Annotated in this window: 17 protein-coding genes; 15 read left to right on the forward strand and 2 right to left on the reverse strand. The window is 49.0% G+C overall.

The genetic code is table 11. From position 1 onward, the window contains the following. Window positions 1–6: 6 nt before the first annotated feature. The 3 genes from B1748_RS24485 to B1748_RS24495 are packed head-to-tail and all read left to right on the forward strand — an operon-like array spanning window position 7 to window position 2,868. A complete protein-coding gene (locus tag B1748_RS24485) occupies window positions 7–1,053 on the forward strand; it encodes a glycoside hydrolase family 88/105 protein (RefSeq protein WP_087570568.1) in 1,047 nt (348 codons plus the stop codon). Continuing rightward, the gene (locus tag B1748_RS24490; protein ID WP_256975900.1) at window positions 1,037–2,023 is read left to right on the forward strand and encodes an ABC transporter permease; all 987 of its coding nucleotides are present in this window, start codon (window positions 1,037–1,039) and stop codon (window positions 2,021–2,023) included. The genes B1748_RS24485 and B1748_RS24490 overlap by 17 nt, the downstream gene beginning before the upstream one ends. Beyond that, window positions 2,017–2,868, forward strand: a complete 852-nt coding sequence (locus B1748_RS24495) for a carbohydrate ABC transporter permease (protein ID WP_087570570.1) — start codon at window positions 2,017–2,019, stop codon at window positions 2,866–2,868. The genes B1748_RS24490 and B1748_RS24495 overlap by 7 nt, the downstream gene beginning before the upstream one ends. A 51-nt stretch (window positions 2,869–2,919) precedes the next feature. Here B1748_RS24495 and B1748_RS24500 read toward each other — a convergent pair whose 3' ends face one another. Beyond that, window positions 2,920–4,407, reverse strand: coding sequence for an FAD-dependent oxidoreductase (locus B1748_RS24500; RefSeq protein WP_087570571.1), 1,488 nt, complete (start codon window positions 4,405–4,407; stop codon window positions 2,920–2,922). Window positions 4,408–4,617: 210 nt separating this feature from the next. On the opposite strand from B1748_RS24500, the gene B1748_RS24505 reads away from it, so the two are divergent. The 5 genes from B1748_RS24505 to B1748_RS24525 all read left to right on the forward strand — a co-directional run bounded on the left by B1748_RS24505 (window position 4,618) and on the right by B1748_RS24525 (window position 11,770). Then, on the forward strand, window positions 4,618–5,472 hold the full coding sequence (locus tag B1748_RS24505; RefSeq protein WP_087570572.1) for an AraC family transcriptional regulator: 855 nt from the start codon (window positions 4,618–4,620) through the stop codon (window positions 5,470–5,472). Window positions 5,473–5,667: 195 nt separating this feature from the next. After that, window positions 5,668–8,022 carry a helix-turn-helix domain-containing protein gene (locus B1748_RS24510; protein WP_087570573.1) on the forward strand — a complete coding sequence of 785 codons (2,355 nt, stop codon included), beginning with the start codon at window positions 5,668–5,670 and terminating at the stop codon, window positions 8,020–8,022. A gap of 180 nt (window positions 8,023–8,202) precedes the next feature. Next, complete coding sequence (locus tag B1748_RS24515) at window positions 8,203–9,825, forward strand: extracellular solute-binding protein (RefSeq protein WP_087570574.1); 1,623 nt, start codon at window positions 8,203–8,205, stop codon at window positions 9,823–9,825. A gap of 82 nt (window positions 9,826–9,907) precedes the next feature. After that, a complete protein-coding gene (locus B1748_RS24520) occupies window positions 9,908–10,882 on the forward strand; it encodes an ABC transporter permease (RefSeq protein WP_087570575.1) in 975 nt (324 codons plus the stop codon). Between the two features lie 12 nt (window positions 10,883–10,894). Further along, the gene (locus tag B1748_RS24525) at window positions 10,895–11,770 is read left to right on the forward strand and encodes a carbohydrate ABC transporter permease (RefSeq protein ID WP_087570576.1); all 876 of its coding nucleotides are present in this window, start codon (window positions 10,895–10,897) and stop codon (window positions 11,768–11,770) included. 114 nt (window positions 11,771–11,884) lie between these two features. Here the strand turns inward: B1748_RS24525 and B1748_RS24530 are convergent, their stop codons facing one another. Then, entirely contained in the window at window positions 11,885–12,790 is a 906-nt protein-coding gene (locus B1748_RS24530) for a helix-turn-helix transcriptional regulator (RefSeq protein WP_087570577.1), read from the reverse strand. Window positions 12,791–12,955: 165 nt separating this feature from the next. Between B1748_RS24530 and B1748_RS24535 the strand changes: the two genes are divergently transcribed. From B1748_RS24535 to B1748_RS24565, 7 genes are all read left to right on the forward strand, one after another. Then, the gene (locus B1748_RS24535; RefSeq protein ID WP_087570578.1) at window positions 12,956–15,427 is read left to right on the forward strand and encodes a glycoside hydrolase family 38 N-terminal domain-containing protein; all 2,472 of its coding nucleotides are present in this window, start codon (window positions 12,956–12,958) and stop codon (window positions 15,425–15,427) included. A gap of 425 nt (window positions 15,428–15,852) precedes the next feature. Further along, window positions 15,853–17,421 (forward strand): sensor histidine kinase, encoded by a 1,569-nt coding sequence (locus B1748_RS24540; RefSeq protein WP_179215802.1) that lies wholly within the window; start codon window positions 15,853–15,855, stop codon window positions 17,419–17,421. Further along, the gene (locus B1748_RS24545; RefSeq protein WP_087570580.1) at window positions 17,421–18,983 is read left to right on the forward strand and encodes a response regulator transcription factor; all 1,563 of its coding nucleotides are present in this window, start codon (window positions 17,421–17,423) and stop codon (window positions 18,981–18,983) included. The genes B1748_RS24540 and B1748_RS24545 overlap by 1 nt, the downstream gene beginning before the upstream one ends. 269 nt (window positions 18,984–19,252) lie before the next feature. After that, window positions 19,253–20,617 carry an ABC transporter substrate-binding protein gene (locus B1748_RS24550; RefSeq protein ID WP_087570581.1) on the forward strand — a complete coding sequence of 455 codons (1,365 nt, stop codon included), beginning with the start codon at window positions 19,253–19,255 and terminating at the stop codon, window positions 20,615–20,617. An 88-nt stretch (window positions 20,618–20,705) separates the two neighbouring features. Next, a complete protein-coding gene (locus B1748_RS24555; protein ID WP_087570582.1) occupies window positions 20,706–21,578 on the forward strand; it encodes a carbohydrate ABC transporter permease in 873 nt (290 codons plus the stop codon). Further along, entirely contained in the window at window positions 21,578–22,411 is an 834-nt protein-coding gene (locus B1748_RS24560) for a carbohydrate ABC transporter permease (protein WP_087570583.1), read from the forward strand. Before B1748_RS24555 ends, B1748_RS24560 begins: the two co-directional genes overlap by 1 nt. A 37-nt stretch (window positions 22,412–22,448) precedes the next feature. Next, window positions 22,449–23,674, forward strand: a 1,226-nt coding sequence (locus tag B1748_RS24565; protein ID WP_143810378.1) for a DUF5060 domain-containing protein, incomplete at its 3' end; no start/stop codon positions are given.

Below are 23,674 nucleotides of genomic sequence, written 5' to 3' on the forward strand. Positions count from 1 at the left end.
TGGATCATGTTGAATCTGCAAATCTCAACCGCGAAGGAGCAATTGGCCAAGCTGGCCCGGTACACCATGCGTCCGCAGGAGCGGGACAGCGCCCATATGAAGGTGTGGCAATGGGGCCAGGGGGTGGCGCTGTACGGCCTGGGCAAATCATACGACGCTTTGGGAGATACCCATTATCTCGACTATATGGAGGAATGGCTGGACAGCTTTCTGCCGGGAAATCCTCCCGGCAAAAGCATTAATACGACGGCGCCGCTCCTGGGAGCCGTAAAGCTGATCAAAGAGCGGCGCACGGACAAATACACCGCTGTTTGCTCTGAATTCGCCGACTGGTGTCTTCACGAAGCGCCGCGCACTGTGGACGGGGCATTCGAGCATTCTTGTACGGAGAACCGCTATCCGGGAGAAATATGGGCGGATACCTTGTTTATGGGCTGCCTGTTCCTGGCCGAATGGGGTACCCTTACCGGCGAGAGACGTTATATTGATGAAGCTGTCAGACAGTTTGCGCTTCATTACAAATTTTTGCGCGATCCAGCTACAGGGCTGATTGTGCATGGTTACAACGGAAACACCCATTCCCAGATGGGAGTACTCTGGGGCAGAGGCAACGGCTGGTTTGCGGCCGCTTCTGCCGATATGCTGGAGCTGGTCCAGGGCTCTGTCGCCGTTTCCTCCATCGCCGAAGACTTCCTTAGCCATATGGCAGGCGTGCTCTCTACCCAGGAGCGAGGGGGAATGTGGCATACGGTAATGGATCATCCCGTGTCCTATCCGGAAGCTTCCTGCACCGCCGCTTTTGCCTATGCCTTTCTGAAGGGGAATTCCACGGGAGTACTTGCCGGGTCATATCGGGCCAATGCCTTCCAAGCCGTATCTGCCCTGCTCCACAGGATCGACACGTTTGGTCGACTTGCAGAAGGCTCCGGCGGCACCTGTGTCATGCCTGCGGCTGCCGATTACAATGCCATCGGCTATGCCTATTCCCCGTTCACCCAGGGGCTTGGCATGATGGCGCTTTCCGGAGCGATATTATATGGAGAAGAGGGGTAATATGGAAGACCTTGCAGTTGTGGAGACGGTTGCCGGGGGGAGAGTCCCCTCCAGTAAGAAAAGAAACCGTCTGCTGTATTATCTCGGACGGGACCGGTATTTGTACCTGTTTCTGCTGCCGGCGCTGGTCTTTTATCTCGTTTTCAAATATTCTCCCCTTTACGGGGAACTGATCGCATTCAAGGACTTTCAAATCATGAAGGGAATCTGGAACAGTCCCTGGGTGGGTCTGAAACATTTCAATGACCTGCTGTCCAGCCAGGATTTCTGGCAGGTATTCCGCAATACGATGCTGTTGAATGTGTACAAGCTTGTATTTGTATTTCCGGCGCCTATCATTTTGGCGTTAATGCTTAATGAGGTTCGGTTCAACGGCTTTAAACGATTGATCCAAAATCTGCTGTACTTGCCCCACTTCATCTCCTGGGTTGTGCTGGGCGGTGTCATCGTGGCCGTCTTGTCTCCCAGCACTGGAATTATCAACACCTTGTTGGAGAAGGGGTTCGGCATAGAACCCGTTTACTTTATGGCCCATTCCGGCTGGTGGCCGGTGGTGTTCACCTTCTCTTCCATCTGGCAGAGCGCCGGCTGGGGAACTATATTGTATCTGGCGGCCATGGCCACCATTGATCCCCAATTATATGAAGCCGCCAAAATAGACGGTGCCTCCAAGCTCCGTCAGATTTGGCATGTGACTTTGCCGGGCATCCGTCCCACCATCGCGATTCTGCTGATTCTACAGATGGGCCAAATCACGGATGTCGGTTTCGAACAGGTATACAATTTGCAAAACGAAGCGGTATTCGGAGTATCCGACGTCATCAGCACCTATGTATACCGGATGGGCTTGCAAGCCGCACAATACAGCTATTCCACGGCTGTGGGGCTGTTTCAGGGGGTTATTGCCCTTATTCTAATGTTTGTCGTCAATAAGATCACCAAGGCGATGGGAGAGAATGGATTATGGTAACCAAATGTCTGCGGAGTCTAAACGGGCTGTTTCTCATCCTGTGCGCCGCTGCCACCACCTTCCCTCTGCTGAATGTGCTGGCTACCTCTTTTAGCGGAAGCACGGCTATTTTGTCCGGCGAGGTCTTTCTTTGGCCTGTGGATTGGACCATGACTGCCTTCTCCAACCTGTTCAAGGACGGGCAGTTGATGAATGCCATGAAAAATACCGTGATCATTACGGTTGCCGGAACAATCATGCAGATGACGGCCACCACGCTGGCCGCTTATTCCTTGTCCAAAACCCGGCTTAAGGGCAGGCGAATAGCACTGCTGCTGATTTTGTTCACCATGATGTTTGGCAGCGGTCTGATCCCGATGTTTCTGCTGTTAAAAAACTTGCATGTTCTCAATACCTTCTGGGCGATCTGGCTGCCGGGATTGATCAGCGCCTACAACCTCTTTGTCATGAAGTCATCCTTCGAGGGGCTGCCCGGCGAGTTGGAGGAATCGGCCACCATTGACGGCGCCAGCGACCTGACCATCTTTACCCGGATTGTCATCCCGCTGTCAAAGCCGGTGCTTGCCGCCATTTCCCTCTTTTATGCGGTGGGACTGTGGAATGTGTACGCGCCAGCCCTGTACTTTATTACGGATTCCTCCAAAATGCCGCTTACCGTAAAGCTCTATCAGATGATCCAACTGCCGGACAGCAATCTTCTGGACAGTTCCGATCTGAGCTTTGTGCCTCCGGAAGGTATGAAGGCTGCTGCCATTATCATTACTGTCCTGCCGATTTTGTGCCTGTATCCGTTTCTGCAGAAATATTTTGTCAAAGGAGTATTGCTGGGCTCCATCAAGGGCTGAAGCGGAATTGTCAAGAGCTCGCATGTCTGCGAGCTCTTTTCTCATTAATAGCTATGATTTTAATAGAAAGGGATTATGATGGGAGGCGCTGCTTCCAGAACCTCCATGACGGTGAAGTTTAAGCGTTTCATCTAATGTTTCGTCAATTTCCTCTCCCAGCAAGTATTGCCCTTGTGCCAGAAGCATGGCACGCACCTGTTTGACATTAACTTGACGATTTATAGCGCCCTCGGCAGCCGCAAGCGCCGCTGCCGTTCCAGCGCCTTGTCCGATGCCCATTGCGGTAGCCATGACGCGTACGGAGCCGAACGCGTGGTGGCTTGCCGAGATGCATCGCCCGGCCGCCCACGCATTATCGAGCCCTTGCGGCAGCAAGCTGCGGTAAGGGATTTCGTAGACCGCTTTGCCTGAACCGGTAAATACTTGTTGTTCCCCTTCGGGCGGATGAATATCGATCGCGAAGGTACCGCAGGCAATGCCATCCTCGAACTTGCGACTGTTCAGGACATCTTCTTCGGTCATCGTATAATCGCCGATGATATGCCGCGTTTCCCGAACGCCTACTTGTACGCCGGTATCCAGCACATACGAGTCTTCGAATCCGCCAACCCGGTTTTTCAAAAATTCCGCAACCTTCCATGCTTGACGGCGCGTTTCTGTCTCGGCCCTGGTCAAATCACGTACATCCGTACCGTCGATGCCTTGCAACCGGGTGCAGTTCACTGCGAATTGGCCTTCTCGCGGCAGTTCATACATCAGGATGCGCGGTGCTGCATCTTGCGGATATTCGCCCTTTTCCATCGCATCTTTAATCACTTCTTTCATGCCCAGAAACGCTAATGCGCTTTGTTCATCAATCTCTGCATCGGTAGGGGAATCCTTGAGCAAATGGCGGTTCGCCTTCATCCACGCTTTCAACCCCGGAATATCTATGCCTCCGATCCGATAAAAAAGGGTTACCGGCTGCATCGCTCCGTCCGTTTCCCGGCCCTTTACAAACGGTGCACCGGCGCGTGCAATGACATCGGCATCCGCCGAGCAGTCTATCACATACTTCGGGCAAATCGCCTGACGGCCGCTTTTGCTCTCGACCAGTACAGTCGTGATCCTGCCGTTCTCTTTCAGCACGTCGGAGAAAGCGCAGTGCAGAAGCAACTCGACTCCGGCTTCATCCAGCATGTCAAGCAAGATCAGTTTCATCCCTTCAGGGTCAAACGGGGTCATGGAGGCATTGTCAAAGGTAAGATCGGTGACATGACCGGGCGATGCGGTTAATTTCACCAAACGATCTACCACTTCGCCGGCCACGCCGCGAATGACTTGCTTGCCGTGGACATCATGGAATGTAAACATGGGGTTGACCATTGCGATCGTCAGGTTTCCCCCGACAAAGCCGTAACGCTCGATCAGCATGGTTCTGGCTCCCGATCTGGCCGCAGCAACCGCTGCTCCGATTCCTGCCGGACCGCCTCCTACGATCAGCACATCCGGCTCGGCAATGACCGGTATTTCTCTTGTTGCTTCAACAACTGTTTTCATAGACAACAATCTCCTCCATCTTACGGATTGGGTACGATCAGATGCGGCTACGATGACTTCATTTTTGTGAATTTGCACAATTTTACTATCGTTTCAGCCACAGTTTTTTCTTGACATTACATATATATCTTAGCAAAATCAGGTATATTGCCGTTAGGTGAGAGATAACGATATACTTGTGAATAGTAACGATAAAGTGGAGGTGACACCATGGCGGACAAGCTGCACTTCAGCTCGATCGATCATTTGCGATTTTATTTGAAATGGGGCTACGAATGGAAGATGCCCCCGGACTGGCGGTTTGAACGCATAAACCGGTATCCTTTCTTCTGGCTTGTCACAGAAGGGACGATGGACGTGATCTATGACAATCGCGCGTATCGGCTCGAAGCCGGCAGCTTATTCTGCGCAGAAGCTTATTTGCCGCTTCAGGTGCAAGGCTCAAGCGAGCGGCCCATCGCTTTTCTGTCTATCGGCTATGAAGCCGACGTGCTCGGCACTTCACTGGCCTCCTGGCTGCAGCTTCCGATTCATCATACGCTGGCTGATTCCGCAAACCTGCAGCAAATCTGGCGCAAGCTGATTCGTCAGCTCGACTACCTGCTGTCTCTGGAACCCGGCGACGCCGTAGTTCCGGAGCAGTTGCAAGTATTGTCCCAGCAGTATGCCTGGCTAAACCAATTACTAAGCCAGCTGCCCATACGGCTGTCAACAGCTTCATCAATATATGACGCCAAAGTCGATGAAGCTTGCCGCTTTATAGAAGCTCATTTTCACGAGGACTTGTCTACCGCCTCCATCGCTGCATCCGTCCATCTTTCACCCAATTATTTGAGAACGTTGTTCCAGCGTGATCTGAGCTTATCGCCGGTTGATTATGTCAGGCACAGAAGGCTTCGCAAAGCGCAGGAGCTGCTGTTATCCGGTACGGCTCCGATAAGCGTTGTCGGCGAACAAGCAGGCTACAAAGATCCTGCGGAATTTAGCCGCATATTCAAAAAACATTTCCATCTCAGTCCGCAGAAGTATCGACAAAAATGGAAATCATCCGAGATGGGTTGCTAAATCACGAGAGGTATGTAAGCCACAGCGGGGTGGGGGATTCCCCCCTCATACCTAAAAAAAACACAAGGCCTGCCAATGATACGACAAATGCGACAATCGAATTCCATGTAATATGTAAGAGAAGGAAAAAACAACCGATAGCCGTCCTTAAAAGTTGAAAGCGCATTCTTCAGTGGATGCGGGAGGGAGAAAACCATGATCCAAAAATGGCGTTCCGGAAAAGAAGGGGAAACGTTCCGTCGATCCGTATTCTTCAAGCTGCTGCTGTCGTTCATGGCGATTCTGATGATACCGTTCGTGATCGGAGCGCTGCTGTACGGCCGGATGGAGCAGGCGCTGATCGAAAACGCCTACGATTCCAACCAAACGCTGCTTCAGCAGACGCGGCTCGCTGTAGACAGCCGGATGAACGAGGTGGATCAGCTGGCAGCCCAGATTGCCTTCGACCCCATGCTCCAGCTGTTCCTGTACGAGGAGAACAACCGCGCGAGCATTAACGATTACACCTATATCGAACTGATCCGCAATCTAAAACGTTACCGCACCTTATCCCCTTTCATCGACGATTATTATGTCTACTTCAAGCAATCCGACCGAATTGTCACAACGACGATTCGCACGGATACGGATACCTTTTATCGTTATATCAACGAATATCAGAACCGCAGTCTCGATGAAATCAAATCGCTTCTTAACAGCTATCATCTGAGAACCTATCTGCCGGCCGAACCCATCCAATACGATCAAAAGCAACGAAGTATGATTACGACGATCTCCTCGCTTCCCATGGGCGACAATACCGAGGTGAGAGGTTCTCTTGTCGTCACAATCGACGAGACCCAACTGCTCGGGCAACTGCGCAAATCCGATCATCGCGAGACCGATTATTACATCTTCGGCGCGGACGGACAGGTGATCAGTACGACGTCGGACCGTTCCGGCGCGTTGGAAGATCTGAGAAGCAGCATGGGCCATGGCTACGGCAATCTCGCGGCAACCATAGGCGGTACGGACATGCTTATCTCCTATACGACCTCCAGTCAAAATAATTGGACCTATGTTTCCGTCATTCCCAAGACGATCATTCTGTCCAAAGTAAACGAAACGAAGTCTCTTGCGCTGCTGCTTGTTCTGTTATGCATGGCAGGAGGCTTCGCGGTGTCGTATTATCTCGCATACAAAAACCATCGGCCGATCCGGGAGCTGATTCATACCATCCTGCAAGGTAAAAATATGAGCGGAGTCGCTATCCGCAACGAATTTGCTTTTATCCGCAATGAGCTGCTGTCCTCCATCGTCGAAGAGAAGCAGATGCGAGGCGTGCTGTCGCAGCAAAAGCCTGTTATTCAGGCAGACTTTATCTCCCGTCTCATGAAGGGATTCGTGGATACGTCCAGTCTGAAGGAAAGCGACTATTCCTTCATGAACGTGTCGCTTCCACATCCCTATTATGGCGTTGTATTACTGCAAATCGACGATTGTAGACGGTTCATGCAAGAAGAGTCGGAGCGGGAATGGACTCTGGTCCGCTTTATTCTCATTAATCTGAGCAATGAGCTGCTGGCTGGCAATGGATATGCCATCGAGCTTGATCGTGACCGAGTCGGCATCCTGCTTAATTCGACCGAGTCGATCGCGGAGAAAGGCAACGAGTTGGACAGGCTGCTGCAGAGCATCAAGTCGCAGATGGAGGGGAAATTCCGTACGTCGGTCACGATTGCCGTAAGCAACATGAAATCGGGCATACACGGCATTGCCGTCGCATACGGCGAAGCGGTGACGGCTATGGAGCACAAGTCGATGCAGGAGCAGGGGAGCGTCATCTATTACGATACGATACGAGGCGTGGAGCGGCATTACTTCTATTATTCGCTCGAGATGGAAGCGCAACTGATGAACTACGCCAAGAGCGGTGATTACAGCAACGTCGAGAAGGTGCTCGATCAATTGTTCGAGATCAACTTCCATTCGCGGTCGATTTCCCCCGAGATGGCCAAATATTTGTCCTCGGAGCTTATGAGCACGGTGATCAAGCTGCTAAGCGCGCTGAATATCGACGATGAAACGTTTTTCGGAGGCGAAGGCGAGTCGTTTAAATATTTGGCCAAGATCGGCACGGCAGAGGAGATGAGCGCGACGCTCAAGCGGCTGTACCTTGCGATCTGCGAGAAGGTGACAGGCGACAGAAGCGATCACAGCGATCTGCTGGCTTCCCGGATCAGATGTTATATTGAAAGCCATTACGACAGCAACGAACTAAGCTTGACGACGATTGCCGACCATGTCGGCCTTAACCCTTCGTATCTGTCGACCTTCTACAAGAAGCAGATGGGCCATAACGTGACGGAATACATCACTTCGCTGCGGATGAAAGAAGCGAAGACGCTGCTCGCGGAGACGGAGCTCACTGTCGCGGCCATCGCAATCAAGGTCGGCTTCGCAAACGATATTGGATTGATCCGCCTGTTCAAGAAGACGGAGGGCATAACACCCGGCAAATACCGTGAAATCGCAGGCGGGAGCGGGCCTGACAACGAGGCTGTTCTATAAGAATCGAGGTCCATCTAGAAAGAAGATAATGCGTGATCTGAACATTGAATAGCGATTCTAACAGATTGACCGTATTCGTAATCACCTCTCCAGAACTACGATGAATTCAGCAGCAGGAGTTGCTGCGGCAATAGGATTGCAAGATTCATTCATTACATTCGAGAGGGGATTGAATCGCTTATGTTAAGAAGAAACAAATGGTTGACCTTGTTCATGGCCGTTTTGGCTGCGGCCGTCATGCTGGCGGGATGCTCGGGCGGCAACAACGGCGAGGGAGGCAAGACCGGCGCTACGAACAAACCGGACTCAACCAAAGCGCCTGGGGAGGCTGCTGCAGTCGAGTATCCGGAGGGACTCTCCTATTGGATTCATATGAATCCCAACGCGACTGCGACAATGGCAACTCTCGGCGACAGTAAAATTTATCAGCAATTGGAAAAGGTAACGGGCACAAAGGTGACCTGGACGCATCCATCCGGAGAAGGCGCACAGATCGAGGAGCAATTCAATCTGATGTTGGCTTCCAAAAAGCTGCCGGACGTCATCGAACGCAACTGGTTGACCGTCTCCCGTGGACCGGATGATGCCATCAAATCCGGAACGATTTTGAGACTGAACGAACTTATCGAAGAACATGCGCCGAATTTGACGGCTTATCTTAATGAACATCCCGAAATTAAAAAAATGATTATGACCGACGAAGGCAATATTTATTCCTTCCCGTTTATTCGCGGCCATGAGAAGCTGATGGTGTTTTTTGGTCCTATCATCCGCAAGGATCTCCTGGACAAGACCGGTCTGGCCATTCCCGAGACGATCGACGAGTGGGAGACCGTGCTGGAAGCGATCAAGGAACAGACGGGCGGCGAAGCTCAATTTTTGCAGCGCATCTCCGACATCAAAGTTGGTCATGGATTTATCGGAGCTTTCGGCATACCGTTAGAATTTTACAACGATAACGGTACGGTCAAATACGGTTCGATGCAGCCGGAATACAAAGAGTTTTTGACCGTGATGAATCGCTGGTACAAAAAGGGGCTGCTGGATCCCGACTTTGCCGCCATGGATACCAAGCTGATGGACTCCAAGATAACGACCGGCAAGACCTCGGCATTTGTCGGCTATACCGGCAGCGGCATCGGCAAGTATATGGGACTCATGAAGGATGATCCAACCTTCGAGCTCGTATCGACTCCTTATCCGACGCTCAACAAAGGCGAAAACGCCGTATGGGGACAGCGCGACTTCGCCTACACGGGCATTGGAGCGGCTATTACGACTGCGGCCAAAAATCCGGAGCAAATCGTGAAGTGGCTGGATTATGCTTATGGTCCGGACGGCCACAACCTGTTCAACTTCGGCATTGAAGGCGAAAGCTTTACCATGGTGGACGGCAAACAAAAATATACGGACGTCATTATGAAAAATCCCGACGATCTGCCGATTACGCAGGCGATGGCGCAATACTTCCGTGCGAGCTACAACGGTCCATTTGTGCAGGACCCCGGTTACATCGAACAATATTTGGAGCTGCCTTCCCAGCAGGAAGCGCTTGTGAACTGGGAGAAAGCAACGACGAAAATGCAGATGCCGCTTACGACGCTTACAGCCGAGGAAGGGCGCCAGAAGGCTTCCGTCATGACCGACCTCAATGTATATCACGAGGAAATGATGCTGAAATTCATCATGGGCACGGAACCGCTTGAGAAGTTCGAGGAATATGTGGAGACGCTTAAAGCGATGGGGATCGAAGAAGTCATCAAGCTGGAGCAGGCGGCGCTGGAGCGGTTCTTGAAGAGATAGCAGGCAGTCCGTGCCTGGAGAGTTTGTCTTGTCCATTCTTCAGGCACGGACGATTTAACGGGGGATAGGGAGGAGCAACGTTATGGCGGTCATAGAGAAATCCAATGGATCATCGGCTGGGATCGGCGGATCCGGCTCCCGTATAAGCTTCGGACAACGTGTCCGGAAGGATTTTGCGAAAAACAAGTTGATTTATTTGATGTTAAGTCCGGCGGTCGCGTATTTCCTGTTGTTTCATTATGGTCCCATGTACGGCATGCAAATCGCGTTTAAGGATTTTGCGATCAAACTGGGCATTAACGGAAGTCCGTGGACGGGCTTCGATAACTTCGTCGATTTTTTTTCCAGCTTTTATTTCGGAAGAATACTCGTGAATACGATTCTGCTCAGCTTATATAGTCTGATCTTCGCGTTCCCGGCAGGAATCGTGCTTGCCCTGCTGCTGAACGAAGTGCGCAAAAGCTGGTTCAAGCGGACCGTTCAGACGATTACGTATATGCCGCATTTCATCTCGCTCGTCGTCGTAGTCGGCATTATGTTCGATTTCCTGGCGCGGGACGGGCTGGTTAACAATGTGCTGAATTCGCTGCTTGGCATCGAACCGATCGCTTTCATGAGGGAAGCGGACTGGTTCCGAACGTTGTATATCGGCTCCGGGATCTGGCAGAACGTCGGATGGAGCTCCATCATATTCCTGGCGGCGATCGCTACGATCGATCCTTCCATCTACGAAGCCGCCCGAATCGACGGCGCCAGCCGCTGGAAGCAGACGCTGCACGTGACGCTTCCCGGCATCGCTCCGACGATCATTATTTTGCTCATTCTCAATATTGGTCAATTGCTCGCGGTCGGCAGCGAAAAAATACTGCTTATGTACAATCCGATTACGTATTCGACTGCCGACGTTATCGGCACCTATACGTACCGGAAAGGCATCTTGGAGACGAACTACAGCTATGCCGCCGCAGTCGGCATGTTCAATGCGATTATCAGCTTCACGCTGCTCATCATCGCCAACGCCGTCTCTCGCAAGACGAGCGAGACCAAACTATGGTAAGGAGTGTGTAAGATGAGGGCGACGACTGGCGAGAAGGTATTCGGAGTATTTAATATCACCTTTTTATTCGGGCTTTCCTTGGCTGCTCTGTATCCGCTCATATTCGTATTGTTCGCGTCGTTTAGCGATCCCGGTCAGCTGGTTCAGACGAGAGGGCTTCTTTTGTTCCCCAAAGGTTTTACGTTTGACGCCTACCGGATGGTATTTATGAATCCGTCGATCGGCACGGCTTATCTTAACACGCTGTTCTACGTGATCGCGGGTACGGCGCTTAATATTTTCCTCTCGTCCATGGCGGCTTACGGTTTATCGAGACGGGACGTGTTATGGAAAAATCCCATTATGTTTATGATTACGTTTACGATGTTTTTCGAGGGCGGTCTGATTCCGACGTTTTTGCTCATTAACGAGCTGGGGCTGCTGGATACGCGAATGGCCATCATCATCCCGACGGCGATCAGCGCATTTAATCTCATTATTATGAGAACGGCCTTTCAGGCGGTGCCGGTCGAGCTGGAGGAATCCGCACGGCTGGACGGGGCGAGTGATTTTCGCATCTGCTGGTCGGTCGTCTTCCCGCTGTCGATGCCGGTTATCGCGGTTATGCTGCTATTTTATGGCGTGTCGCATTGGAACTCCTGGTTCTCGGCGATGATTTACCTGCAGGATCGGGCTTTGTTCCCGCTGCAGCTCATCTTGCGCGAAATACTGATCGTCAACGATACGAGCAGCATGATGACCGATATTAGCTCGGGAGACCAGATGCCGATCGGCGAAACGATCAAATACGCGACGATCATCGTGGCCACGCTGCCGATTCTGTGCGCGTATCCGTTCTTGCAAAAGTATTTTGTGAAAGGCGTTATGATTGGGGCGGTGAAGGGGTAGCATGCTATCGGCTATCGTTTCGCTAGAGGGATAATAAGGATTCTATAAAGGCTGGCGCGGAGAGGTTATCTGTCTCTCGGCTCTGGCCTTTTGTGTATGCCAAATAAAGGCCGTTTAATCGAAAAAACAGCCTTTGCGATATGCAGTAGGACTAATCCCGTAAGCCGATTTGAACACGCGGCTGAAGTAAAAGGCGCTCGAAAACCCTGCACGGTCGGCAATTTCCTTGATCGACAGATCGGTATGCTTCAATAAGTCTTCCGCTTTGTAAAGCCGGATTTCCGTCATACGCTCGATAATGGTTCGGCCTGTGTGACGCTTAAACTCCCGAGCAATATGGGCATAGCTGTGATGCAACGAGGCTGCGAGGCTTTTTACGTCCAGCTCCCTATCTTGCAGGTCTCCCAAGAAAATATCGACTTTTCGGACAAGCCGATTCGTCGGTTTGACAGGAGAAAAGGCTAGGGGGGCAGCAGGAAGCGATTCGGTTAAGCGCAGCAAAAGCCGTACAAAAGACATCTGCAAAAAGATAGCTTGCTCGCCAGCTTCCGACTGCGCAAGCAGGGTTTCAAGATATTTTCCGATGCCGAACTCGTCCGTCTTGGGAGGCGTTACTCCAATGGTTAAACGCATCAATTTGTCATAGATGGCGATCGCATCTAATTTCGATTCTGTATCCGCATCCGCCGTCCTTTGGAACATCCGCCATCTTAGGCATAAACCTTCGTGAGGAGAGGATACTTCGTAACGATGGGAATGTACGAATCCCGGAGGGATGAGCACAAATGTACCTTGATCCATCCGATGCATGATTCCGTCCTCCAGGGCGGTATGCATGGTCCCTTGCACGACATAGTTGAATTCGTACCAATCATGGGAATGGGGAGCGCAGTATGAAACTCCGGAAGAGTCCTCGAATAAAATATCGATCCATTCGATGACGACATCATTTAAGGTTATGGTTCGACATGCGTGATGGGTCAAAAATTGCGTTTGCGACTTTCGTTCGAGTATCCCCATTGGATGAAATCCCCCTATCGTACAGAAAGAGTTCGCGACGAAAGCTTCGGAGTCCTGCTATTCACATCATTTTAGTGCAAATCGAAGTCATTTCTCGCAATTCTCACAGCATGTTTGGCTGTGACACAATAGGGGGAGTCAAACAAGAGAGGATGACTTGTACAAATGAAAAAATTGCATTTGCTCAGCAACGCGCACCTGGATCCCGTCTGGCAATGGCAGTGGGAAGAAGGCGCCGCCGCAGCGGTGTCCACTTTCCGCGCAGCGGCCGACTTCTGCGAACAATTTGAAGGTTATGTCTTCAATCATAATGAAGCGATACTGTACCAATGGATCGAAGAATATGAACCAGAGTTGTTCGAGCGGATTCGCAAACTGGTTGCCTCCGGCAAGTGGCACATCATGGGGGGATGGTATCTGCAACCGGATTGCAATATGCCTTCCGGCGAATCGATGGTGCGTCAAATTCTCGCAGGGCGTACCTATTTCCGTGAAAAATTCGGAGAAGGGCATGATCCGACGACGGCGATCAACTTCGATCCGTTTGGCCATTCCCAAGGTCTTGTACAAATATTGAATTTAGCCGGTTTCGATTCTTATATCTTCATGCGGCCGGACGAGATGACATTACCGGCACAAGATTTTATTTGGAAAGGCTTTAATGGAAGCTCGGTCATGGCGCATAAGGTCTGGGGGGGATATAATTCCCAACTGGGCAAATCGGTTGATAAAATCGTTAAATGGATGGATGAGAATGCGGATGCGCCGATTGGTCTTGTCTTATGGGGTGTCGGCAACCATGGCGGCGGACCATCGAGAGTTGACCTGAATCTGATAGCAGAGCTGCAGGGAGCGAGGGAGGATTTCGAGATCGTGCACTCGACGCCTGAAACTTATTTTGCGGAGCTCGCTCAAGTCAAAGATTTGCCAGCGTTCGAAGGGGATTTGAATCCACGATTCGTAGGCTGCTACACCTCGCAAATTCGGATCAAGCAAAAACATCGGAAGCTCGAGAACGAATTATATATGACGGAAAAAATGCTGTCGATGGCCGCATTGGAAGCAGGGCTTTCCTATCCTTATGATGATCTTCAAGCCGCGCTTCAGGATTTGCTTACGAGCGAGTTTCACGATATTTTGCCGGGTTCGTCGGTACAAAGTGTCGAGGAAACTTCGCTAAGAGGGCTTGATCACGGTCTGGAGATCCTAAGCAAACTGAAGGCGCGCGCCTTCTTTGCGCTCGCTGCCGGGCAGCCGGTCGCTGAACAAGGAGAATATCCTATCCTTGTTTATAATCCTCATCCGTATCCGGTTCGCGGCGTATGGGAGTGTGAATTCATGCTCGAAGACCAGAACTGGAATGAAGAATATTCTATGCCGATCGTCTATAAGGACGGGGTGCGCGTTCCTTCCCAACCGGAGAAGGAGGATAGCAACCTTAATCTGGATTGGAGAAAAAAAGTCGTTTTCGAAGCCGAGCTGCCGCCGATGTCTATGAACCGATTCGAATGCCGAATGGAGCTGCTTGCCGAGAAGCCGAGTCCTGCGCTCACAGCGGATCAAGGGAAGTTTGTATTCCAGACCGAGGATCTGTACGTCGTCATTAATGCTTTGACGGGACTAATGGACGAGTATGCTGTAGATGGTAAAAATAGAATAGCCCCGGGAGCTTGCGTCCCCCTTGTTGTTAACGATAACGGAGACCCGTGGAGAATGGACGTCAATGCGTTTAGAGATGTTCTTGGGCGTTTTCAGTTGATGCCTCCAGGTCAAGGAACGGATTTCTCGGGGGTGGACAAAGGGCTGCTTCCATCGGTTCGTGTAATCGAGGATGGAGAGGCGCGTACGGTCATCGAAGCATTGTTCTTCTATCGGAATTCTCAAATTGTGCAAACTTACAAACTACCGAAACAAGGAAGCGAAATCGAGATCCACGTCAGAGTTTTCTGGAACGAAAAGGATAAATTACTGAAGTGGTCGATTCCAACCACGATCGGTGACCATGCTGCATATCGCGGACAGACGATGTTCGGAGTGGCTGAATTGCCGAAAGATGGTCATGAAGCGGTCGCTCAGAAATGGGTTGCAGCGGTGGACGGTCATTCGGCTTTTACGGTAATTAATGACGGTGTGTATGGTTCGGATTTCAAGGACGGGGAAATCAGGATGACGTTGTTGCGGTCTCCTGCTTATTGCGCGCATCCTATTTTGGATAGACCGCTTGTCGTTCAGGATCGTTTTTTGCCGCGTATGGATCAAGGAGAACGCCAATTCACGTTCTGGCTGAATGCAGGGAACAAGAAGGAACGGCTGGAGGCCGTCGATCGCGAAGCGCTTGCACATGGAGAGAAGCCATTCGTATTATCATTTTTCCCGTCAGGCCTTGGCGAGTTGCCGGGTTGTCCGTTCGAGCTTGAAGATGAAGTCGTGCAATTAACGACATTTAAACGCGAAGAGCGTGGCGATGGGTACATCTTGCGTCTCTTTGAACCTACGGGACAAGCTCGCGAAACGGCGATCATCCTGGGGAGAAGCGGGAAGTCCATTCCCGTATCGTTATCTGGCTTTGAAGTGAAAACGTTGCGACTGGATCCAATCGAAGGTACGATTTCCGAGGTGGCTTTGTTGGAACAATAATGAACGAGAGAGGTCGTTTAGTCCAAAGAATCGAATCGGATGAGCGCTACCGGTTGCCGTCTTACCAGGACGTCCATAGTTCCCCGCATGCTCTTTCGGCATTCCGCTGAGGGCATGCTTTTTCATTGATAAAACCATTTGCAAGCGACGTCAACAAACCCTTACGTAATTACGAATTAACCTGCTAAAATAAAATTAGTTCAGACATGAGAACATCGATAGAAAGGAGAAACCAATTGCGAATCCATCCAATATCACTTTTTCGTACGGTATGGCGGAAAATTAATTCCAAACTATTCTATAAAATGGTCATTCTATATTCGCTGCTTACTGTTATACCGCTTGCGCTTGTCAGCACGACCTTTTACCTGCGTTCCAAGAGCATATTTGAAACAAGGCTTCTCGAATCGAGAAGCCATACGCTCGTGGAAACCTCGGATAAAATCGACTTTATTTTGAAAGCGGTTGCAGAAAATTTGGAAGGTTATGCAGACGACAGAGTCATGATCAGTGTTCTGAAAAATGATAGGGTCCCATCGACAGGAGAGATTAATCTTGCAGAGCGAAAGTCTCTAGAAAGCAATTTAATTGCATTTCTAAACTTCGTGCTAACGAACACCGATCTTGGCATTAATTATATCGACGCAATCTACTTATATAACGAAGCGGGGAAAATCTATAAGACAGAGAATGCAACGGATCCCGAATTCCATTTGGCGCTGACCGTTCTTCCGTTCTCTCAACGGGATAAACCGGAATGGGCATTTTTTGTTGATCATTCCCGCCTTGTCTGTTCCATTCAAATTATCGATTATACAACGAATACGAAGCTGGGATATCTCTCTGTCATGCTCAAGCCTGAAGCCATAAAGGAATTATATGCTTCTTATCCGGAGGGCTCCTTTTTCATTACCAACAACAGAAATGTTATTTTGTCGGCGGGCAATCCCGAATCCGTCGGAGAGTTATTCCAGGCTCGTACGTCCAAACAGATTGTTGTAAACAAACGAGTTTCCCTTTACTCCGGTTTTGTGTACTTCAACGTAGTGAGTCGATCTGAACTGTATCATGAAATCATTCAATTGGGCAGGTTTGCAGCCTGGACAACCATTGCTTCGCTCGGAGTGGTATTGCTGCTTACCTTTGTCCTGCTCAAGCGTGTAACAGGGCCACTTCGCAAGCTGACGATGCTGATGCGCAAGGCGGAAAAAGAGGTTTTTGTGCCGATTAAAGGCATTAGATCGTACGATGAAATCGGAATACTAAGCGAAAGCTTTAATAGTCTGATTGCAGAGGTCAGAGACTTAATTGATAAGGTTTATAAAGCGGAGCTCTATAAAAAAGATGCTGAGATTAAAGCCATAAAAATGTATATGTCCCCACATTTTTTATACAACACGCTGGAAATCGTCGGAATCATTGCCAAGAGCCCCGAAGGAATTAAAGTAGTGCCCGAAATGGTGCAAACCCTATCTCGCATACTTCGTTTTTCAATAACGCCAGGCAATGACTTTATAACGCTAAAAACGGAAGTGCAATTTGTGCAGTGGTATATGCAACTGCATCAATATCGACTCGGAGAGAGGTTAACCTTTACTGTACAAGTTCCTGAAGAACTGTTGTCCGTTAAAGTGCCTAAGCTCATTTTGCAGCCTTTGGTGGAAAATGCTGTTATCCATGGCATCAGTCAAATCATGACTACGGGCCATATTGAGGTATTGGCCTATGAATTGGACTACGATTTGATTCTTGAAGTGCGCGATAACGGAGGCGGCGTTACAAGACAAGAAGAACCGGGATCGATTGTGGAAACAAAAGATTTCACTCAAACAGAAGCAATAAATGAGAAAAAGGGATTAGGAACAGGACTCAATCAATTGGAAACCAGAATTAAACTGCTATACGGAGCAAGATATGGACTGGAAATAATAGATACAGCAGGAGAAGGAGCAGTTATCCGTATCTTGCTGCCAATGACATTTACGGAGGGCTGATGAACACCATGAGAATCATGATTGTAGAAGACGAGGATATGCTGCGGAATCATCTGGCAGGACTTGACGAATGGGAGGATATGGGCTGTGAAATTGTGGGTACGGCACATAACGGATATGAGGCATTAAATCGGGTAGCGGAGTTGAAGCCGGAACTGATTATTACGGACATTAGAATGCCGGTTATGGATGGTATTGAATTTACAGAGAAGTTGAAGGAGACCAACCCCAATCTTCCGGTTATTTTTTTGTCTGCCTACAATGATTTTATATATGCGAAGCAGGCGTTTAAGCTTGGCGTAATCGATTTCATCACTAAACCGGTTCATCTGGAAGAATTGTTCAGTGTGGTAGAAATGGTCATGCAGGATGCACGACATAATGATCAGACGGATTCGCTGGAACAGGAGAATACCATTAATGTCATGCTGTCGGAGGAGATGAATCTTGATCGTAAAAGAGAATGGCTCGATCGGGAAGATCGAACTACTCGCAGACTTGTCGTTCTCTCTGTGGAAATCGATAATGTGGACTTATTGCATACGATGGGTAAGCCGCTATCGCAGCTTTCCTTGAGGGAGGTTATATCCTGTGCGGTTCGGAAATATCCTTATCACTTTTGGACGTACATGGATCATCGTGGGCTGTTTGTCCTTTTGTTCGAACCGTTGGACGGGGAGTGGGAATTAATCGGAGACAGCATGAAGATTGCGAAGGAAGTATTGGAAGCGTCACGCCAGGCTTTCGAGTTCAGCGTATCCATCGGGATTAGCGGTCTGCTGCCGTCGCTGCTTCATCTTCCGCAAGGGTGGGAAGAGGTGCGGAAATGTTTTGATTATCGCATGTTGCTGGGGAAACAATCCATTATCTCTTACAGCGCGATTGCCTCGCTGAGCAATGACACAATGGATTGGGATCAGGAAAGGCTGGCCGGCCTTGAAGAACTGATTCGGCGGGCTGACAAGAATGCGATTGCTCCTCAAATGCGTGAAGTCTATAGAGAGCTGTTGTCCAAACAATTAAACAAAGCATTCATTCAGCATTACATGATGGAAATTATAAGTCGTGCAGAGAAGGTGCTAAGCGAGTTATCGGTTAAGGATCATTATCCGGACTTTAACAGTATCCGCAGGAAGCTCCTTGCATTCGATGTTTTGGCTGATCTCATGAAGTTTTTGGAATCCTTCCTGCTCGAGGTGACGGATTTGATCAGAGCCTCAGGTCAAGATAACGGAAGCATCGTCATTCGCAAGATGAAGCAGTATATAGCAGATCATTATACGGACGAGATTTCTCTCAATACATTGGCAGATTATCTGTATTTGAATCCCTCTTATCTCAGTCGGCTAATTAGGCGAGTAACCGGACAAACCTTCAGCGACGTTCTATGGAGTTACAGAATCGATAGAGCCAAAATAAAATTGTTAGCAAGTGATGTCAAGATGAGCGAGGTGGCATACAGTACAGGCTTTAAAGATGCAGCACATTTTAGCCATTTGTTCAAAAAGACAGTGGGCGTCAGTCCCAAAGAGTATCGGATGTCCGGAATAAATAAGGAGTGAACGACTAGGGCGTGTCTGAAAACCCGCTCAGGGGCATCTTTCACCGCCTTTCCGCCCCCTGCTTCGTCACTTTTGCTTGTCGTACCCCCGGTACGACTTCTCAAAAGTTCCTTGCATGGAACGAAAATTCGGCAAAATCTGCTCCCCTCGGAGTATTCAGACACGCCCCAGTTGGTCATATACACGAAAATTCAAGTCATCTGTACGCAATGAAAAGCCTAACCTCCAAATCTATAATGAAAACAGACACATAAAGGAGGTTTCATAGAATGGCTAAACAAAAGAGGCTGCTCATTTCGCTAATGCTGATTGTCGCAGTGATTATGGCAGGATGTTCGAGTAACAACAATAACGGTGCTGGCAACGCAACGGAAACAAGTCAGGCTACGAGCAAAGCCGAGCCTTCGGTGAAAGCCACTGGGGGAAGCGATGAAGCATTTACGATTCGATTAGGCGGATGGTTCATCGATGATCGTACATTTATGCAGGAATTTAAAGCAAATGTCGAAAAGAAGTACAAAGAAAAATATCCAAATGCGACAATTCAATGGGATATCTTGCTGGGTGCTACCTACTTCGATCGTTTGAAGGCTGAGTTAGCTTCCAATACGGCTCCGGATGTATTCTTCCATCAGAATACAGTAAATCAATATGCAGAAGTTGATTATTTAGTAGATTTATCGGACCAACCTTGGGTCAGCCAGTTATCCCCGGGAACAAGACCGGCGACTACGGTTAACGGCAAAATATTTGGGGGCACTTTAGGTCTCAGTGGTGCAGGAGTATGGTACAACAAACAGATTTTTAATGATCTTGGACTGGCTGCTCCTGCAACATATGCCGAATTTCTGGCTCTTTGCGAACAAATTAAAGCGGCAGGCAAGACGCCAATCGTACTCGGCTTTAAGGATACGTGGACAGTCGGGTTGTTTATGTCCAATTTCTTCTCAAGCGTATTAAACGGTATTGATCCTACTTTCAACAAACAATTGTACGATGGTGAAAAGAGTCTGGAAGGGGAGGAAATTCAAGCTCTCTTGAACAAAGTGCAGAACTTGACAGAAAAAGGTTATTTTAACAAAACAGCGCTTAGCATCGACTGGCCGCAATCGTCCGACGAGTTCACTAGCGGGAATGCCGCGATGATTGTTCAGGGAGCGTGGCTGCCGGGCGCGGCAGAGGAGAATTTCACGAAAAAAGGTCATTCCAGGTTTGATATCGGATACTTTGAATTCCCTGACGACAATGGATTTTACAGCATCAACTTATCACCAAGCGAGACTTTATCGCTTAATGCAAAGTCCAAGCTGCAACAACAAGGCAAGGATCTCATCGCTATCATTATGAATGAAGATATTTTGGGTCCGTATAGCGTAGGTAATGGATCATTGCCGCCTCTGGAAGGTATGAACGTAACCTATTCGAATACGGCAATGAACGAGTTTCTAGCAGCTGTTAACAAGGGGAAAACAATGTACGGGTTTGAGGCCTTTATTAGTTCTTCTGCAGAAACCTCTTTAATTGAGACCATGACCAAGATCGTGTCGGGCGCTAAATATAGCCCTGCTGATTTGAAAGATGCTCAAACCAAACATGAGAAGGACAAAGCAACACGCGTCTTGCCTCCAGAATAAATGACAATTACATTCAGGGATAACCTTCACACGCTATAAGTGGGGGGTTGTCCCTTATCTATAAGGTTAGAAGGGAAGTGCCACGCATTTGGAAAGAAAATGGATAGGGACGGCCGCTTTGTTCGTGCTTCCTGCTCTGCTGTTATTCATTACGTTCACCTATTATCCATTTATCCGAAGCCTCTATTACTCGTTTACAACATGGGATTCTATACGTAAGCCGGTATTTATCGGATTGGACAATTATGCATTTCTCTTTGAAGATCGTAAGATGATTGCCGCCGCCATGAATACATTCAAGATGGCTTTGTTCGGTTTGTTGATTCAGAATCCGTTAGCGATCTGGATTGCAGTATTGCTTAATCGCAAGTTTGTGACCGGTTACTTCTTGCGAGCAGCTGTTTTTTTTCCTGTTATTATCAGCCTGGTCGTGTTATCGGTTGTGTGGAGCCAAATTCTTAGCTATGAGGGTACGTTGAACCTCGTGCTGAACCAGCTTGGCCTCAGTGGTTGGGTCAGAGATTGGCTTGGCGAGACGAATACGGTGTTTATTACTATCATCTTGTTGACGCAATGGCAAGGGCTAGGTTATTGCGTTATCTTCTATCTGGCGGGGCTGCAATCCATCCCGGCGGATCTTTATGAGGCTTCGCGTATAGATGGGGCAGGAGCAATCCAGCGATTTCTGAAAATCACCGTTCCACTGCTCATGCCGACGATTACGATCGTGACCTTTCTCATTATCGTCGGAGGACTCAAACTCTTTGATATTCCCTACATCTTAACTTCGGGAGGACCGGGAACCGCATCTTATACATTGGCGCTGGCTATCTATAATGCGGCCTTCAGAGAAAACAACGCCGGGTATTCCATTGCGGCAGGCGTCGTGCTCATGCTCATTATAATGGTCATTACTTTCATACAATTGCAGATTACGAGACGCAGGGAGGTAGAGATGTAATGGTCAGGAAACGCCTGAACCCCACAGATATTGCCATTGAAGTCGGCCTATTCCTGTTCGCCTGCGTATTGTTGTATCCCATTTACTTTTTATATGTAGGGAGCTTTAAGTCGCCGGCTATCTTCTATGATCCTTTCGCTTTTCCCAAAGAGTTATATTGGGGCAGCTTTGCGATTGTGTTTGAGAAGGTTAAGCTGCTTGACGGCTTCTTTAATACAATTGTCATCATGTCTTTCTCGCTCGTTAGCATTGTGGTCATATGTTCAATGGCGGGATATGCCATCGCCAGGGTCAAGAATCGCTGGTTTCAAGCAATCTATTATTTATTCTTATCCGGGATGATTGTGCCGCTTCAGACAACAATGGTGACCATTTTTAAAATGGGTGTAAGTATTCAATTAATTGATACCCGCACCTTTATGGTATTGCTCTATGCCGCAGGCGCAATTCCGATCGCGACGTTTATTTATGTAGGTTTTATGAAGTCGATCCCTAAGGAAATCGAGGAATCGGCTTTCATTGACGGATGCGGGCCCATGCAATCTTTTGCCCGTATCGTACTGCCCCTGTTATTGCCTGCCACGGGGACGATCTTAATTACCAATGTGACTGCCATATATAACGACTTTATGGGTCCATTGCTGTATTTGAAGTCGGAGTCGAAGATGACGTTGATGCCGCAGATCGTACAATTTTATGCCAATAAACAATCGATGGACTATGGCCCTGTATTCGCTCTGTCGGCCTTGGCGGTATTACCGCTCATACTCCTGTTTATATTCACACAGAAATACATGATCAAAGGGCTTATTGTTGGTTCTTTGAAAGGTTGAGTTTTAATTGGCACAACCATGGGAGGATGAACCAGTTATGTTAACGCTTACGGATGTTATTCAAGTAAGTTTTTTCAAACGATCGTTCATTTGGCTTCTTGGCTTCGCCCTGCTTATGTCGACTGCACCACTGGTTATTACATCTGCAGATGGGTCGAAACGATATGCGGAGGCTCCTCCAGGCTCATTAATTGTATCGCAAGGGGCACCCGTTACCCCCTACAACGGTATGGTCATTCATGATGGCGTGCAAAGCAACCTGACCGATGGCGATCTTGGTACGCTCTCGGGAGCGTCGACAGGATTTATAGACCTGTATCTGGATTTGGGACGAAAAAAAACATTGGACTATGTAGCGATCCATTACGCCCGGCATTGGAACAAAACAAATAAGGTGTACGTCTCCGACGATGCCGTGAATTGGACAGAGGTGGTCTCCGGAGACGGTGGAATAGGCAAGTATGAGTATTTGCAGAATACGACGACAACCAACATCCTGGATCACAATGTATTCGGAGCAATGCTCCCGGCGAATACAAAGGGTCGTTATGTCAGAATCAGTGCAGATCAGGTTTATGTAAACATTTATGAAATTCAGGTTTACTCCTCTTTCATAGAGGTGGAGCAATTCAATATGACAGGTGGAGTAACAATGGAGGTTCTGCCGGGTTTCTCTGTGCAAATGAAAGCTGAGGCACAACCAAGCAATGCGACGAATCAGTCCGTAACGTGGAGTGTCGCGCCGAAACCGGGTTCTTCGGGAATGGCGGTAATCGATGCCGCTACAGGTTTCCTGACAGCGATTACAGCGGGAACCGTTACCGTAACGGCCGAGGCATTGGACGGCTCGGGGGTTGCAGCAACAACAGACATCGTCATACGTGAATCGATTGAGCAGTGGCGTAGCATGGAGCTGTCCTTGATGAGTTCGAAAACGTACAATGATCCCTTCGCAGATGTGGATGTCGTTGCAACCTTTACGGGACCGGGCGGCATTCAAATCACTCGCCCCGCATTTTGGGACGGGGGGCGCATATGGAAGGTTAGATTTGCTCCTACTGTTACGGGAACATGGAGTATGACGGTAGAAGCTGATCCATCTGCTGATGACACTGGACTTAACAGGAGCAGTGCCATATCTTTTCAGGCTACGCCTTATTCTGGTGTACTGGATTTGTATAAGCGCGGATTTCTACAAATTGGAGACAATGATCGCCACTTTAATTACAACGATGGAACTCCGTTTTTTTATCTTGGCGATAC

It is taken from the genome of Paenibacillus sp. MY03 (assembly GCF_002165585.1).
Lineage (GTDB): Bacteria > Bacillota > Bacilli > Paenibacillales > Paenibacillaceae > Pristimantibacillus > Pristimantibacillus agaridevorans.

Coding starts and splice junctions, on each gene's coding strand:
- B1748_RS24485 (WP_087570568.1), top strand. CDS start 7: ATGTTGAATCTGCAAATCTCAACCGCGAAGGAGCAATTGGCCAAGCTG.
- B1748_RS24490 (WP_256975900.1), top strand. CDS start 1,037: ATGGAGAAGAGGGGTAATATGGAAGACCTTGCAGTTGTGGAGACGGTT.
- B1748_RS24495 (WP_087570570.1), top strand. CDS start 2,017: ATGGTAACCAAATGTCTGCGGAGTCTAAACGGGCTGTTTCTCATCCTG.
- B1748_RS24500 (WP_087570571.1), bottom strand. CDS start 4,407: ATGAAAACAGTTGTTGAAGCAACAAGAGAAATACCGGTCATTGCCGAG.
- B1748_RS24505 (WP_087570572.1), top strand. CDS start 4,618: ATGGCGGACAAGCTGCACTTCAGCTCGATCGATCATTTGCGATTTTAT.
- B1748_RS24510 (WP_087570573.1), top strand. CDS start 5,668: ATGATCCAAAAATGGCGTTCCGGAAAAGAAGGGGAAACGTTCCGTCGA.
- B1748_RS24515 (WP_087570574.1), top strand. CDS start 8,203: ATGTTAAGAAGAAACAAATGGTTGACCTTGTTCATGGCCGTTTTGGCT.
- B1748_RS24520 (WP_087570575.1), top strand. CDS start 9,908: ATGGCGGTCATAGAGAAATCCAATGGATCATCGGCTGGGATCGGCGGA.
- B1748_RS24525 (WP_087570576.1), top strand. CDS start 10,895: ATGAGGGCGACGACTGGCGAGAAGGTATTCGGAGTATTTAATATCACC.
- B1748_RS24530 (WP_087570577.1), bottom strand. CDS start 12,790: ATGGGGATACTCGAACGAAAGTCGCAAACGCAATTTTTGACCCATCAC.
- B1748_RS24535 (WP_087570578.1), top strand. CDS start 12,956: ATGAAAAAATTGCATTTGCTCAGCAACGCGCACCTGGATCCCGTCTGG.
- B1748_RS24545 (WP_087570580.1), top strand. CDS start 17,421: ATGAACACCATGAGAATCATGATTGTAGAAGACGAGGATATGCTGCGG.
- B1748_RS24550 (WP_087570581.1), top strand. CDS start 19,253: ATGGCTAAACAAAAGAGGCTGCTCATTTCGCTAATGCTGATTGTCGCA.
- B1748_RS24560 (WP_087570583.1), top strand. CDS start 21,578: ATGGTCAGGAAACGCCTGAACCCCACAGATATTGCCATTGAAGTCGGC.